The sequence below is a fragment of the Streptomyces griseorubiginosus genome (assembly GCF_001514195.1).
GTDB classification, from domain to species: Bacteria; Actinomycetota; Actinomycetes; order Streptomycetales; family Streptomycetaceae; genus Streptomyces; species Streptomyces griseorubiginosus.
This window is the reverse complement of the sequence record NZ_KQ948739.1, coordinates 87,831-102,118: the sequence shown is the minus strand read 5'-3', so window position 1 is coordinate 102,118 and position 14,288 is coordinate 87,831. Positions and strand designations below refer to the sequence as shown.

The 14,288-nt window shown below is 72.7% G+C and carries 10 protein-coding genes and 1 pseudogene; 7 read left to right on the top strand and 4 right to left on the bottom strand.

Going from position 1 to position 14,288, the window contains the following annotated elements; genetic code table 11:
• Positions 1 to 35: 35 nt before the first annotated feature.
• From coaBC to AQJ54_RS26195, 3 genes are all read left to right on the top strand, one after another.
• Positions 36 to 1,238, top strand: coding sequence for a bifunctional phosphopantothenoylcysteine decarboxylase/phosphopantothenate--cysteine ligase CoaBC (gene coaBC, locus AQJ54_RS26205; RefSeq protein WP_062028223.1), 1,203 nt, complete (start codon positions 36 to 38; stop codon positions 1,236 to 1,238).
• 240 nt (positions 1,239 to 1,478) lie between these two features.
• Complete coding sequence (gene metK, locus AQJ54_RS26200; protein WP_062028221.1) at positions 1,479 to 2,687, top strand: methionine adenosyltransferase; 1,209 nt, start codon at positions 1,479 to 1,481, stop codon at positions 2,685 to 2,687.
• 148 nt (positions 2,688 to 2,835) lie between these two features.
• Complete coding sequence (locus tag AQJ54_RS26195) at positions 2,836 to 4,986, top strand: primosomal protein N' (RefSeq protein ID WP_062241453.1); 2,151 nt, start codon at positions 2,836 to 2,838, stop codon at positions 4,984 to 4,986.
• Positions 4,987 to 5,112: 126 nt separating this feature from the next.
• Here the strand turns inward: AQJ54_RS26195 and AQJ54_RS26190 are convergent, their stop codons facing one another.
• Together AQJ54_RS26190 and AQJ54_RS26185 are read right to left on the bottom strand one after the other, a co-directional pair.
• Entirely contained in the window at positions 5,113 to 5,685 is a 573-nt protein-coding gene (locus tag AQJ54_RS26190) for a hypothetical protein (protein ID WP_211278589.1), read from the bottom strand.
• A 119-nt stretch (positions 5,686 to 5,804) separates the two neighbouring features.
• Entirely contained in the window at positions 5,805 to 6,356 is a 552-nt protein-coding gene (locus AQJ54_RS26185) for a hypothetical protein (RefSeq protein WP_062241451.1), read from the bottom strand.
• 267 nt (positions 6,357 to 6,623) lie between these two features.
• On the opposite strand from AQJ54_RS26185, the gene fmt reads away from it, so the two are divergent.
• Both fmt and AQJ54_RS26175 read left to right on the top strand, forming a co-directional pair.
• Positions 6,624 to 7,556 carry a methionyl-tRNA formyltransferase gene (fmt, locus tag AQJ54_RS26180; protein WP_062028214.1) on the top strand — a complete coding sequence of 311 codons (933 nt, stop codon included), beginning with the start codon at positions 6,624 to 6,626 and terminating at the stop codon, positions 7,554 to 7,556.
• Positions 7,557 to 7,857: 301 nt separating this feature from the next.
• Positions 7,858 to 9,285 carry an RsmB/NOP family class I SAM-dependent RNA methyltransferase gene (locus AQJ54_RS26175; protein ID WP_062241448.1) on the top strand — a complete coding sequence of 476 codons (1,428 nt, stop codon included), beginning with the start codon at positions 7,858 to 7,860 and terminating at the stop codon, positions 9,283 to 9,285.
• Positions 9,286 to 9,322: 37 nt separating this feature from the next.
• On the opposite strand, the gene AQJ54_RS26170 is transcribed toward AQJ54_RS26175, so the two are convergent.
• Both AQJ54_RS26170 and AQJ54_RS26165 read right to left on the bottom strand, forming a co-directional pair.
• Positions 9,323 to 9,769 carry an NUDIX domain-containing protein gene (locus AQJ54_RS26170; protein WP_062028211.1) on the bottom strand — a complete coding sequence of 149 codons (447 nt, stop codon included), beginning with the start codon at positions 9,767 to 9,769 and terminating at the stop codon, positions 9,323 to 9,325.
• A gap of 29 nt (positions 9,770 to 9,798) precedes the next feature.
• Positions 9,799 to 11,970 carry an MMPL family transporter gene (locus tag AQJ54_RS26165; protein WP_062241868.1) on the bottom strand — a complete coding sequence of 724 codons (2,172 nt, stop codon included), beginning with the start codon at positions 11,968 to 11,970 and terminating at the stop codon, positions 9,799 to 9,801.
• Positions 11,971 to 12,104: 134 nt separating this feature from the next.
• Between AQJ54_RS26165 and rpe the strand changes: the two are divergent.
• A pseudogene (gene rpe / locus AQJ54_RS26160) lies at positions 12,105 to 12,788 on the top strand (ribulose-phosphate 3-epimerase); the annotation flags it as partial.
• 305 nt (positions 12,789 to 13,093) lie between these two features.
• Entirely contained in the window at positions 13,094 to 14,137 is a 1,044-nt protein-coding gene (locus AQJ54_RS26155; protein WP_062241444.1) for a sugar-binding transcriptional regulator, read from the top strand.
• The last annotated feature ends 151 nt before the right edge of the window (positions 14,138 to 14,288 follow it).

Below are 14,288 nucleotides of genomic sequence, written 5' to 3'. Positions count from 1 at the left end.
TCATGGAGTCGTTGCTTCGACGAAGGGGAGACCTGGTGGACAAGCCGAAGGTCGTGCTGGGCGTCAGCGGTGGCATCGCCGCCTACAAGGCCTGTGAACTGCTGCGCAGGCTGACCGAGTCCGGGCACGAGGTCCGCGTCGTCCCCACCGCCTCCGCGCTGCACTTCGTCGGCGCCGCCACCTGGTCCGCCCTCTCCGGCAACCCGGTCTCCACCGAGGTCTGGGACGACGTCCACGAGGTACCGCACGTCCGCATCGGACAGCACGCCGACCTCGTGGTCGTGGCCCCGGCCACCGCCGACATGCTCGCCAAGGCCGCGCACGGCCTCGCCGACGACCTGCTCACCAACACCCTCCTCACCGCCCGCTGCCCGGTCGTCTTCGCGCCCGCGATGCACACCGAGATGTGGGAGCACCCGGCCACCCAGGAGAACGTGGCGACCCTGCGGCGGCGCGGTGCGATCGTGATCGAACCCGCCGTCGGCCGGCTGACCGGCGTCGACACCGGCAAGGGCCGGCTGCCGGAGCCGTCCGAGATCTTCGAGGTGTGCCGCCGTGTGCTCGCCAGGGGAGTGCCGGAGCCCGATCTCGCCGGCCGGCATGTCGTCGTCAGCGCGGGCGGCACCCGCGAGCCCCTCGACCCGGTCCGCTTCCTCGGCAACCGCTCCTCCGGCAAGCAGGGCTACGCCCTCGCCCGCACCGCCGCCGCGCGCGGCGCCCGGGTCACGCTCCTCGCGGCGAACACCGGACTGCCCGACCCGGCCGGCGTGGACGTGGTCCCGGTGGGGACGGCCGTACAACTGCGTGAGGCGGTCCTCAAGGCTGCGGCCGACGCCGACGCGGTCGTCATGGCGGCCGCGGTCGCGGACTTCCGGCCGCGCGACTACGCCACCGGAAAGATCAAGAAGAAGGACGGCCAGGACCCCGAGCCCGTCGTCCTGGTGCGGAATCCGGACATCCTCGCCGAGATCTCGGCCGAGCGCGCCCGCCCCGGCCAGGTCGTTGTCGGCTTCGCCGCCGAGACCGACGACGTCCTGGCCAACGGCCGCGCGAAGCTGGAGCGCAAGGGCTGCGACCTCCTCGTCGTCAACGAGGTGGGCGAGCGCAAGACCTTCGGGTCCGAGGAGAACGAGGCCGTGGTGCTCGGCGCCGACGGCAGCGAGACCCCCGTCCCGTACGGACCGAAGGAGTTCCTGGCCGAAACCGTCTGGGACCTGGTGGCGGCGCGCCTCTCCTGAATGTTTCATTCGCTTCTCGGTCCCCTCAAACCTCTGCCACAGAGGTGTGGCGCCCCTGGCCAAGCCCGCTCGGAATTGGGCACAATGCGCGTGCCGCAGGTCACAGCCCTCCCGAGAGGCGAGACAGGGGGGCCGATGGCCGAGCACGACCGATAAGCTGTTCTCGGACGATGCCGGGCGCAGCCCCCGAGCCCGTCCGTCAATGATCAGCCAGCAGCCGCTGCAACCCCAGGGAGCGTTGTGTCCCGTCGCCTGTTCACCTCGGAGTCCGTGACCGAGGGCCACCCCGACAAGATCGCTGACCAGATCAGTGACACCATCCTCGACGCGCTGCTCAAGGAGGACCCGACGTCCCGGGTCGCCGTCGAGACGCTGATCACCACCGGTCTGGTGCACGTGGCCGGTGAGGTCACCACCAAGGCCTACGCGCCGATCGCCCAGCTGGTGCGCGAGAAGATCCTGGAGATCGGTTACGACTCCTCCAAGAAGGGCTTCGACGGCGCCTCCTGCGGTGTCTCGGTGTCGATCGGCGCGCAGTCGCCCGACATCGCGCAGGGCGTCGACACGGCGTACGAGAACCGTGTCGAGGGCGACGAGGACGAGCTGGACCGCCAGGGCGCGGGCGACCAGGGTCTGATGTTCGGCTACGCGACGGACGAGACCCCGACCCTGATGCCGCTGCCGATCTTCCTGGCGCACCGGCTGGCCAAGCGCCTGTCCGAGGTCCGCAAGAACGGCACCATCCCCTACCTGCGTCCCGACGGCAAGACCCAGGTCACCATCGAGTACGACGGTGACAAGGCGGTCCGTCTGGACACCGTCGTGGTCTCCTCGCAGCACGCCTCCGACATCGACCTGGAGTCGCTGCTCGCGCCCGACATCCGCGAGTTCGTCGTGGAGCCGGAGCTCAAGGCGCTCCTGGACGAGGGCATCAAGCTGGACACGGACAACTACCGTCTCCTGGTCAACCCGACCGGTCGCTTCGAGATCGGCGGCCCGATGGGTGACGCCGGCCTGACCGGCCGCAAGATCATCATCGACACCTACGGCGGCTACGCCCGCCACGGCGGCGGTGCCTTCTCGGGCAAGGACCCGTCCAAGGTGGACCGTTCGGCCGCGTACGCGATGCGCTGGGTCGCCAAGAACGTCGTCGCCGCGGGCCTTGCCTCGCGCTGCGAGGTCCAGGTGGCGTACGCGATCGGCAAGGCCGAGCCCGTCGGTCTGTTCGTGGAGACCTTCGGCACCGCGAAGGTCGACACCGACCGGATCGAGAAGGCGATCGACGAGGTCTTCGACCTGCGTCCGGCCGCGATCATCCGCGACCTCGACCTGCTGCGCCCGATCTACTCCCTGACGGCGGCGTACGGCCACTTCGGCCGCGAGCTGCCCGAGTTCACGTGGGAGAAGACGGACCGCGTGGAGGCGCTGCGCAAGGCCGCGGGGCTGTAGTACCGCAGAGCCCTTAGACTGCCGCGAGGCCCGGTGCCCCCTTGGGGGGTGCCGGGCCTCGGCGTTTCACGACCAGGGTCCGGCGGGGCTGCGGGAGCCGGGCTTCCGGCTGCGGTGGTTGTCAGTGGGGGCTGGTAAGAATGTCCGGGTGAGCAGCGAGAACGGGGTGACGGGCGAGGGCGCGGAGGGGGCGCCCCCCGAGCAGCTTGCGCTCATTCGGGAGAGCGTGCGCAAGGCCAAGGTGCCGCGGGCCAAGCCGCGGACCTGGCGGGGAGCCGCGCTGGCCAAGCAACTGCCCGTCGCGCGCGTTCTGGTCGACAAGGGCGTGCTGCATCTCGACCGGTACTTCGACTACGCGGTGCCCGAGGAACTCGACGCGGACGCCCAGCCGGGGGTGCGGGTCCGAGTGCGGTTCGGGGCCGGGCGGGGCCGGGTCAGGGACGGGCGGCGCGAGGGCGGCGGCCTGATCGACGGGTTTCTGATCGAGCGGCTCGCCGAGTCGGACTACTCCGGGCCCCTGGCCGCGCTCGCCCAGGTCGTGTCTCCGGAGCGGGTGCTCAGCGAGGAACTGCTGGGCCTCGCCCGGGCCGTCGCCGACCGGTATGCGGGCAGCCTCGCCGATGTGCTCCAGCTCGCCGTGCCGCCGCGCAGCGCCCGGGCCGAGCAGCGGCCCTCGCCCGCACCCCTGCCGCCACCCGGGGCGCCCCAGGCGGGGTCCTGGGGGCGTTACGAGCGCGGGAGCGCGTTCCTGGAGTCGCTGGCCACGGGAGGCGCTCCCCGGGCGGTCTGGAACGCCCTGCCGGGGCCCGAGTGGAGCGAGGAGCTGGCACGGGCCGTCGCCGCGACCTTGTCCTCCGGACGGGGGGCCCTGGTCGTCGTACCGGACGGAAGGGCCGTCGCACGGGTCGACGCCGCGCTGACCGCGGTGCTGGGGGAGGGGCGGCATGCCGTCCTGACCGCCGACGCCGGGCCGGAGAAGCGGTACCGCGAGTGGCTGGCCGTACGGCGGGGGGCCGTGCGGGCCGTGGTGGGGACGCGGGCCGCCATGTTCGCGCCGGTGCAGGACCTGGGGCTCGTCGCCCTGTGGGACGACGGCGACGACAGCCACAGTGAGCCGCATGCCCCGCAGCCGCATGCGCGTGAAGTGCTGTTGTTGCGGGCCGCGCAGGACAAGTGCGCCTTCCTGCTCGGGAGTTGGAGCTGCACGGTGGAGGCCGCGCAGCTGGTGGAGAGCGGGTGGGCGGGGCCGCTCGTCGCCTCGCGGGAGCAGGTGCGGGCCGTCGCTCCGCTGGTGCGGACCGTCGGGGACCAGGATCTCGCGCGGGACGAGGCGGCGCGGGCGGCCCGGCTGCCGACGCTCGCCTGGCAGGCCGTCAGGGAAGGGCTGCGGCACGGGCCGGTGCTCGTGCAGGTGCCGCGTCGGGGGTATGTGCCGCGGATGGCGTGCGGCAACTGCCGTGCGCCGGCGCGGTGCCGGCACTGCTCCGGGCCATTGGAGGGGCAGGAGTCGGGGGCGGCGCTGAAGTGCGGGTGGTGCGGGCGTGAGGAGCCGGCCTGGCACTGTCCGGAGTGCGGGGGGTTCCGGCTGCGGGCCCAGGTGGTGGGGGCCCGGCGCACCGCGGAGGAGCTGGGGCGGGCGTTCCCCGCTGTTCCGGTGCGCACGTCGGGGCGTGAGCATGTGCTGGACACCGTGCCGGGGGCGCCGGCCCTGGTGGTGAGTACGCCGGGGGCGGAGCCGGTCGCCGAGGGCGGGTATGCGGCGGCGCTGCTCCTTGACGGGTGGGCCATGCTCGGGCGGCCGGATCTGCGGGCCGGGGAGGACGCGTTGCGGCGGTGGATCGCGGCGGCGGCCCTGGTGCGGGGGCAGGGCGCCGGGGGGACGGTGGTGGTCGTCGCCGAGCCGACACTGCGGCCGGTGCAGGCGCTGGTGCGGTGGGATCCCGTGGGCCATGCGGTCCGTGAGCTGGGTGAGCGGGCGGAGCTGGGGTTTCCGCCGGTGTCCCGGATGGCCGCGGTGTCGGGGACGGGGGAGGCGCTGGCCGGGTTCCTGTCGGCGGTGGAGCTGCCTGTTGAGGCCGAGGTGCTGGGACCGGTGCCGTTGCCGGTGACGACGGGCGGGGGGCCTCGGAGGGTGGGGGCACCGCCGGTGGGGGAGCAGTGGGAGCGGGTGCTGGTGCGGGTGCCGCCCGGGCGGGGCGCCGCGTTGGCCTCCGCGCTGAAGGCCGCGCAGGCTGCGCGGATGGCGGCGCGGGGGGAGGGGGTGGTGTGGGTGCGGGTGGATCCGCCTGACATCGGGTGACGGTCGTGTGGGCGAGCGAGTGACGGTCTTGTGGTCGAGCGAGGTGACGGTCGTGTGGTGGAGCGCGGGGGGTGGATCGCGGGTCGTGGTGGAGCGCGGGTGACGTTCGGCCGGTGACGTGCTGGCTCAGGACGACGCCAGAGCGTGGACCAGCAGCCACACCATGCCGAGGAGCATGGCCACGAAGACGAGGCAGCCGAGACGGAACACGAAGAGGCTCCCCTTCTCGACCAGCCGACCGGCAGGAGTGTCCAGGCGCCAGGTCGACGGGATCTCGACGCGGCCCTCGGCGATGGTCGACGCGGCTCGCCGGGCATCCTCGGGGTGATAGTGGTGAAAGGTCGGTGCGGCCCCGTAGGTGCCCCGGCTCTCCCCGCCGAACTCGCGACTGCGGACACCTGCGAGAGAGGCGACGCTCGGCAGCCAGTGCTTACGTACCTGCCACAGCTCGGAGACCTCGTCACTGCCGAGCCAGGGCTCCTCGTCTCCTTCGTGGTCCGACCCGGGTCCTCCCGGATCTTCTTCGTGATCCGGCTCCGGTGCTCCCGCATGTTCTTCGTGATCCCGCTCCGGTGCTCCCGGATCTTCTTCGTGATCCGGCTCCGGTGCTCCCGGATGTCCTTCGTGATCCCGCTCCGGTGCTCCTGGATGTTCTTCGTGGTCCGACTCAGGTGCTCCCGGATCCGGCGTTCGCGGCATGGTCCCCCCTCATACGCGGCCCCCAGTACACACCCCGGCCGTCCGTGTCGCCAGAGCGCCTGCCGTACATGCGTCTGCCCTCCCCGGAGAGGGGAGGGCAGAGGAGGGGACGGGTGGGATCAGCCGTTGCGGGGGCTGGGGAAGGCGGTGGGTCTTGCGTCCTCGCGGAGGGCGGGGCTGCCCGCGGTGGGCTGGGTCGGCATGGAGCGGGCCGCGGGGACCGTGGGGACCGACGGGACCGCGGGGATGCCGGTGTTGACGCTGACCGTGCGGGTTCCCGTCGGCTCGGGGGTGCGCTCGGTGTCGGCCGTGGTCTGGGCCGCGGCCCTGCGGGCGCCGTAACGGCGGTGGACCGCCTGCTTGGTGACCCCGAGGGCGGAACCCACCGCGTCCCACGAGAAGCCGAGCGAGCGGTCGAAGTCGACCGCGGCCGTCACCAGGGTCTCGACGCTGTCCCGCAGCTCCTGCGCGAGACGGACCGTGGGGGCGGGGGCGCGTCCGTAGACGACGAAGCCCGTGGAGGGGCCGGAGCGGCGCGGGCGGTAGACGTTGCCCAGCTGGGCGGTCAGTGTGCGCAGTGCGTCCACCTGCCGGCGGACCCGCTCGATGTCCCGCACCAGCAAGTGCAGGCTGGCCCGAGCCTGGGCGTCGTGGGTTGCGTGGTCGGCCATGAACAAGCCTCTCGAACCGGCGTTGAAAAGGATGGGGCCGCGATCGCGGCCCGTTGTGGTCAACTCTTTCTTGACCAACGCGTCTACGCTCCGCTGGTCACGCAGTGGGGGCGTACCGGCATATGCGTGCGCCGGGGGCGGGGAGTGCGCGCCTTGGCCAAGGGTGTGGGGCGCTGCCGCGGGGGTTCCTCGCGGGGCCCGGGTGCGGGGCGCCATAGACTTGTGCGTCGCCCGTCGTCACCCTCGTCCGAGAGGTCCCGCCCACCCATGAAGCTCGTCTTCGCCGGTACTCCCGAGGTCGCCGTTCCCGCTCTGGACGCTCTCATCGCCTCCGGGCGGCACGAGGTCGCCGCCGTCGTCACGCGGCCGGACGCGCCGGCCGGGCGGGGGCGCAGGCTGGTCGCGAGCCCCGTCGCGGAGCGGGCCGAGGAGGCGGGGATCGAGGTGCTGAAGCCGGTCAAGCCGCGGGACCCCGAGTTCCTCGAGCGGCTGCGGGAGATCGCCCCCGACTGCTGCCCCGTGGTCGCCTACGGCGCCCTGCTGCCCAGGGTCGCCCTCGACATCCCAGCCCACGGCTGGGTCAACCTGCACTTCTCGCTGCTGCCCGCCTGGCGCGGTGCCGCTCCCGTGCAGCACTCGATCATGGCGGGGGACGAGATCACGGGGGCCTCGACCTTCCTCATCGAGGAGGGGCTGGACTCCGGGCCCGTCTACGGCACCGTCACCGAGGAGATCCGGCACACCGACACCAGCGGTGACCTGCTGACACGGCTCGCCTTCGCCGGGGCCGGGCTGCTGGAGGCGACCATGGACGGGATCGCGGACGGCACGCTGAAGGCCGTACCGCAGCCGTCCGAGGGCATCACCGTCGCGCCGAAGATCACCGTCGAGGACGCCCGGGTGGACTGGTCCGCTCCGGCGCTGCGGGTGGACCGTGTCGTGCGCGGGTGCCACCCGGCGCCCGGGGCGTGGACGACGTTCCGTGGCGAGCGGCTCAAGCTGATCCAGGTCCGACCGGCCACCGAGCGGACCGATCTCGCACCCGGCGCGCTCGCCGTCGGCAAGAACAGCGTCCACGTCGGTACGGGGTCGTACGGCGTCGAACTGCTCTGGGTGCAGGCGCAGGGGAAGAAGCCGATGAAGGCCGCGGACTGGGCGCGGGGGGTCAGGATCGCGGACGGGGAGAGCGTCGGCGGGTGACGCCGGAAGTGACGGCGGGTCGGTGACGCCGAGCGCCTCACGGGGACCCGCCGGGGCCTCTCGTGGTGAGGCGCTCGTCGGAGGCCGGTCCCGCCCGGCGTGGTGAGGCGCTCGTCGGAGGCCGGTCCCGCCCGGCGGGGTGACGCGCTCCTCGGAGGCCGGTCCCGCCCGGCGGGGTGACACGCTGCTCGGAGGCCGGTCCCGCCCCGGCCGGGGTGAGGCGCACCTCGGAGGGCGGTTCCGCCCCCGGCGGACGTACCCTTGGGGCGTATCCAGCCCATACCCCCGGAGCACTTTTTTCGTGAGCGAGCAGCCCAGCCGGCCCTCAAAGAACGGCAAGCCCGGCAAGCCCTACCGGCGGCCCCAGAAGGACCCCGTCCGTATCCTCGCCTTCGAGGCGCTGCGGGCCGTGGACGAGCGGGACGCGTACGCCAACCTCGTCCTGCCGCCGCTGCTGCGCAAGGCACGGGAGAAGGGCGGCTTCGAGGGGCGGGACGCGGCGCTCGCCACCGAGCTCGTGTACGGGACACTGCGCCGGCAGGGGACGTACGACGCGATCATCGCCGAATGCGTCGACCGGCCGCTCCGCGAGGTCGACCCGCCGGTGCTCGACGTGCTGAGCCTCGGCGCGCACCAGCTGCTCGGGACGCGCATTCCGACGCACGCCGCCGTGTCCGCCACCGTCGAGCTCGCCCGGGTCGTGCTCGGGGACGGACGGGCCAAGTTCGTCAACGCCGTGCTCCGCAAGGTCGCCCAGGACGATCTCGACGGGTGGCTCGCCAAGGTCGCCCCGCCCTACGACGACGACCCCGAGGACCACCTCGCCGTCGTGCACTCCCACCCCCGCTGGGTCGTCTCCGCGCTGTGGGACTCCCTCGGCGGCGGGCGGGCCGGCATCGAGCGGTTGCTGGCGGCCGACAACGAGCGGCCCGAGGTCACGCTGGTCGCCCGGCCGGGCCGGTCCGGCACCGAGGAGTTGCTGCGCGAGGAGGCCGCCGCCCCAGGACGCTGGTCGCCGTACGCCGTCCGGCTGGCCGAGGGCGGTGAGCCCGGTGCCGTGGACGCCGTCCGCGAGGGCCGGGCCGGGGTGCAGGACGAGGGGAGTCAGCTCGTCACGCTGGCCCTCGCGAACGCGCCCGTGGAGGGGCGGGACGAGAAGTGGCTCGACGGCTGTGCGGGGCCCGGGGGCAAGGCCGCGCTGCTCGCCGCGCTGGCCGCCGAGCGGGGAGCCGTGCTGCTCGCCTCCGAGAAGCAGCCCCACCGCGCCGGACTCGTCGCCAAGGCGCTCCACGGGAACCCGGGGCCGTACCAGGTCATCGCCGCGGACGGGACCCGGCCGCCCTGGCGACCCGGCACCTTCGACCGGGTGCTGATGGACGTGCCGTGCACCGGGCTCGGGGCGCTGCGCCGGCGCCCGGAGGCGCGGTGGCGGCGCCGGCCGGAGGATCTGGAGGGGTTCGGGCCGTTGCAGCGGGAGTTGCTGAGCACCGCGCTGGACTCCGTCAGGGTGGGCGGGGTCGTCGGGTACGCCACGTGTTCGCCTCATCTCGCGGAGACGCGGGCGGTCGTGGAGGACGTGCTCAAGCAGTGGCCGTCCACTGAACTGATCGACGCGCGACCACTGTTCCCGGGCGTGCCGGACCTCGGTGAGGGGCCGGACGTCCAGTTGTGGCCGCATGTGCACGGGACCGATGCGATGTATCTGGCGTTGCTCCGTCGGACGGCGTGACCAGCGCCCTCTGTCGTGGGGCCGCCCGGCGACGTGCTCATCCGTCCAGGCGGCCCAGCCAGGCGTCCTGACCGTCCGCCAACGGGAAGGACAGGGGGAGCGGCTCGAAGCGGCAGTGGAACGTCATGCCGTGGTCACGGCCCGCGCCCGTCACGCGGTGGTCCCACGCGTCCGGGACGTTCGCGTCGCCGTCCACCTCCAGCTCGAAGAAGGTGGTGTGGCGGGGGAAGCGGCGGATCGGGTGAGGGGTGCGCTCCTCCGCGACGGGGCGCAGCACCCGTACGCAGGTCAGGCCGCACTCCTCGGCGACCTCCCGCAGCACCGCCTCTTCCAGAGGCTCCGCCGGGGCCACGCCGCCCGCCGGGACGTGGGTGCCGGGCGGCAGGTCCGCGTCGTGGTCGAACACGAGCAGCTCCGGCGGCCGTCCGGCACGTCGGCGCAGGACGTAGGCGGCCACCCTGGTGCGCACCGTCGGCTCTCGCATTCCGGCAGCCTAGGGGTGGCTCGCCGCGATCAGGAGAGCGGGTCCTTCGTCTGCGGCGCCGTCGTGGCCGGTCGCGCAGTTCCCCGCGCCCCTGGGCGGGTCGACCTGTCCCCCTCCCTGGCAAGGCTGTGCGGCCACCAGATCTTCTCGCCCACGTCCAGGAACAGGGACGTCACCAGGACCGACCGCACGATGAACGTGTCGATGAGGACGCCCAGTGCGACCGCGAAGCCGATCTCCGCGAAGGCGACCATGGGGAGGGTGCCGAGGGCGGCGAAGGTGCCGGCCAGGACCAGGCCTGCGGAGGTGATCACGGCGCCGGTCGCGGCGAGGCCCGTGACCACGCCCGGCCGTGTGCCGCGGTGGGCCGCCTCCTCGCGGATCCGGGTGGTCAGGAAGATGTTGTAGTCGATGCCGAGGGCGACCAGGAAGACGAAGACGAACAGCGGGAAGTCCGTGGACTCGCCCGCGTAGTCGAAGAGGTGACGGAAGGCCAGGGCGCTGATGCCCAGGGCCGCCGCGAAGGACAGGATCACGGTCCCGATCAGCAGCAGCGGGGCGATCAAGGCGCGCAGCAGTCCGCACAGGATCAGCAGGACGACCGCGAGCACCAGCGGGATGATCACCAGGTTGTCGTGCGTGGTCGCCCTGTCCATGTCCAGCAGCGCGGCCGTACCGCCGCCGACCTGCGCGTCGGCGTCCGGGATCGCGTGGACCGCGTCCCGCACCCGCTCGACCGTCTGTTTCGCGGCCTCGCTGTCGGCCGGGGCCGTCATCGTCGCCTCGAACAGGACCTTGCCCTCGTAGGCCGGTTTCGTGCCCGGCGGCAGACCGAGGGACTCCGGCACCACGCCCCGTGTGCCCGCGACCGCCTCGCCCACCTGGCGTGCCTGTGCCTGGTTGCTGACGATGACCAGGGGGTCACCGCTGCCCGCCGGGAAGTACTTCGCGGACACCTCCTGGCCGGTGATCGAGTCCGGTTTGCCGGTGAACGCGTCCGCGTTGGAGATGCCCTCGGCGCGCAGCTGGATCAGGCCCAGCGAGCACACCGCGAGGACCAGTGCCGTGATGATCCAGACCATGCGCGGCCGCTGGGCGATCCGGTGGCCGGTGCGGGCCCAGACGCCGGTCTCGATGCGGTCGGGGGCGCCGAAGCGCGGGGTCGCCGGCCAGAAGATCCAGCGGCCGAAGATCACCAGCAGGGCCGGGAACAGGGTCATCATCGCCACCAGGGCGACCATGACGCCGATCGCGGCGACCGGGCCCAGACCGCGGGTCGAGTTCATCTCGGCGGCCAGCAGCACCAGCATGCTCAGGACGACGGTCGCGCCGGAGGCCAGCACGGCGGGGCCCGCGCGGTGCAGGGCGCGGGCCATCGCCTCGTGGCGGTCCTCGTGGTGGTGGAGTTCCTCCCGGTAACGGGCGACCAGCAGCAAGGCGTAGTCGGTCCCCGCCCCGAACACGAGGACCGTCAGGATGCCCGCGCTCTGGCCGTTGACCGTCAGGCCCGCGTGCTGGGCGAGCAGGTAGATGAAGGCCTGGGCCGTGAAGAGCGCCGAGACCACCGAGAGCAGCGGGACGAGGAGCAGGGTGGGGCTGCGGAAGGTGATGAGCAGCATGACGATCACGACGCCCATGGCCGACAGCAGCAGGGTCGAGTCGATGCCCTCGAAGGCCTTGGAGAAGTCCGCGGAGGTGCCGCCGGGCCCGGTGATGTGCACGGCGAGTCCGTCGCCGCCCTTGCCCACCACGTCACGGAGCGAGTCGACCGCCGGCGCGATCTCCTCCCAGCCCTTCTCGTCCATGGTGATCGGGACGATGATCTGGGCCGCGCGCGGGTCGTTCGGCCGGTCGTAGACCGGTCCCCGGGTCTCCGGTCCGCGGATGCCGTGCGCCGTCAGCCGTTTGATCTCGGCGACGTCCTTCGCGATGCCGGCCCGTTCCTGTGCCGTGAGACCGCTCTCGCGCGCGTAGACGACGACCGCGGGGATCTGTTCCGGCCTGAAGTCCTCGGAGATCTGGAGGACTTGGGTCGACTCCGCGGAGCCGGGCAGCCAGGAGGCCGCGTCGTTGTCCTGGGCGTCGGTGAGCTTGGAGGCGAGCGGTGCCGTCAGGAACAGCACCACCAGCCACAGGGCCAGTACCACCCATTTCGCACGCCGTCCGCAGACGAAGTGCGCGATGCCTCGATTTCCGGTCATGGCCACCCCCGGCGCCACCAGTCGAGTCGAGCAGCCGCCCAGCATGGCACGCACAGCTCGTTCACAACATCCGATGAACGGCTTAGGTCCGGACCGGCGCGCCCCGTGGGGCCCCGGCATGGGAGGCTTGGGGTATGGCCGCGCAGATCAACCCCAGCATCCTGTCCGCCGACTTCGCCCGTCTCGCCGACGAGGCGAAGGCGGTCGAGGGAGCCGACTGGCTCCACGTCGACGTCATGGACAACCATTTCGTCCCGAACCTCACGCTCGGCGTGCCGGTCGTAGAGTCGTTGGCCCGTGCGACGGACACCCCGCTGGACTGCCATCTGATGATCGAGGCCCCCGATCGCTGGGCGCCCCAGTACGTAGAGGCGGGGGCCTCCTCCGTCACCTTCCACGTGGAGGCGGCCGCCGCTCCGGTGCGGCTCGCCCGGGAGATCCGGGCCAAGGGCGCGCGTGCCTCCATGGCGCTGAGGCCCGCGACGCCGATCGAGCCGTACGAGGACCTGCTCCCCGAGCTCGACATGCTGCTGATCATGACGGTCGAGCCCGGTTTCGGGGGACAGGCCTTCCTCGACATCATGCTCCCCAAGATTCGCCGGACCCGCGAGTTGATCAGGAAGCACGGCCTCGAGCTGTGGCTCCAGGTCGACGGCGGGGTCTCGGCCGACACCATCGAGCGCTGCGCGGAGGCGGGAGCCGACGTCTTCGTCGCAGGGTCCGCGGTGTACGGGGCGTCCGACCCGGCCGAAGCGGTACGTGCCTTGCGCAAGCAGGCCGAGGAGGCGACCGCCAAGGCGTCGTGGGCGTGCGACCACCAGGTTCTTCCCGGAGGGCCCGGCCGGCAGGAACCGACGGAATCCGGTCCACGCCAGTGAACGGGGCCTGGTGCGTGCAGCTGCGAGGCGGAGGAGGGAGTCGACGCGATGGGGGCCCCTCCCGCGTGAGGTTGTTCGAGCGTGGGGGAGTCGGCGACCGACGACAACGCCGCAGATGGACGTGCCAGGCCACGCGTCCCTGGCCGGGCCCGCCGGGAAGACCCCGGGCGTCAGGAACGTGAACGGCTTCGATCAGGGCTGATCAAGTGCGCCGGATCTGCAAGGATGAACGGCGAATCCAGAGTGTGAACAGCAGTGAGGAGATCGCCGTGTCGGGTATGTCGGCGGGCCGGTCAGCCATGCGGATGGGACCCGCTGAGCTGGTGCAGGCGGCGGCCATGGCCCGCCGCTTCTACCTCGAGGGCAAGTCCAAGATCCAGATCGCGGAGGAGTTCGGCGTCAGCCGCTTCAAGGTGGCCCGGGTCCTGGAGACCGCCCTCGAACGGGATCTCGTACGGATCGAGATCCGCGTGCCGGCCGAACTGGACGCCGAGCGCTCCGACGCGCTCCGCGCCCGCTACGGCCTCAGGCACGCCGTCGTGGTCGAGTCCCCGGCCGATGCCGAGGACTCGCCCGACCCGGAGAACCTGGGGGAAGTGGCCGCCGACCTGCTCGGCGAGCTGGTCGAGGAAGGGGATGTGCTGGGACTGGCGTGGGGCCGGTCCACCATCCACATGGCGGCGGCCCTGGACCGGCTGCCGCCCTGCACGGTCGTGCAGCTGACGGGTGTCTACGACGCCGGGACCGCCGAGCGCGGCTCGGTGGAGGCGGTACGGCGGGCAGCCCAGGTGTCCGGCGGGGACGCCCACCCCATCTACGCGCCGATGCTGCTGCCGGACGCGGCGACCGCGGCCGCGCTGCGCAACCAGACCGGGATCGCCCGGGCCTTCGAGTACTTCGACAAGGTGACGGTCGCCTGTGTCTCCATCGGCTCCTGGGAGGCCGGCATCTCGACGGTGCACGACATGCTCAGCGACGAGGAGCGCGGCCACTACGCCTCGCTCGGTGTCGCCGCCGAGATGTCCGCCCACCTCTTCGACGCCGAGGGCCGCCGCGTCGGCCGGGACCTGGGCGAGCGGTGCATCACCGTCAAGGCCGACCAGCTCCGCCGTATCCCCGAGGTCGTCGCGATCGCGGGCGGGCAGCGGAAGGCGGCCGCGATCGACGCGGTGCTGCGGTCGGGGCTCGTCACCAGCCTGGTGACGGACACCTCCGCCGCGGACTCCCTGATGACGGCGGGCCCCACCCCGAAGCCGGCCCTGAGCCGGGCGGACCCGGACGGGTCCTGACGTCGGGGCATCCCAGCGTGGACGGAGGGGCGGTCACCGTGCGGTGGCCGCCCCTCCGCGCCGCTCGGGAACGCGGTGCGCGGCCGCCCTTGGAGGTTCGTCCCAACGCCCCTCCGGCCGGTCTGGACGATTCGCCCGTGGGTGACTGCGC

Coding starts and splice junctions, on each gene's coding strand:
- AQJ54_RS26190 (WP_211278589.1), bottom strand. CDS start 5,685: ATGCCGCGAACGCCGGATCCGGGAGCACCTGAGTCGGACCACGAAGAA.
- AQJ54_RS26185 (WP_062241451.1), bottom strand. CDS start 6,356: ATGGCCGACCACGCAACCCACGACGCCCAGGCTCGGGCCAGCCTGCAC.
- fmt (WP_062028214.1), top strand. CDS start 6,624: ATGAAGCTCGTCTTCGCCGGTACTCCCGAGGTCGCCGTTCCCGCTCTG.
- AQJ54_RS26170 (WP_062028211.1), bottom strand. CDS start 9,769: ATGCGAGAGCCGACGGTGCGCACCAGGGTGGCCGCCTACGTCCTGCGC.
- AQJ54_RS26165 (WP_062241868.1), bottom strand. CDS start 11,970: ATGACCGGAAATCGAGGCATCGCGCACTTCGTCTGCGGACGGCGTGCG.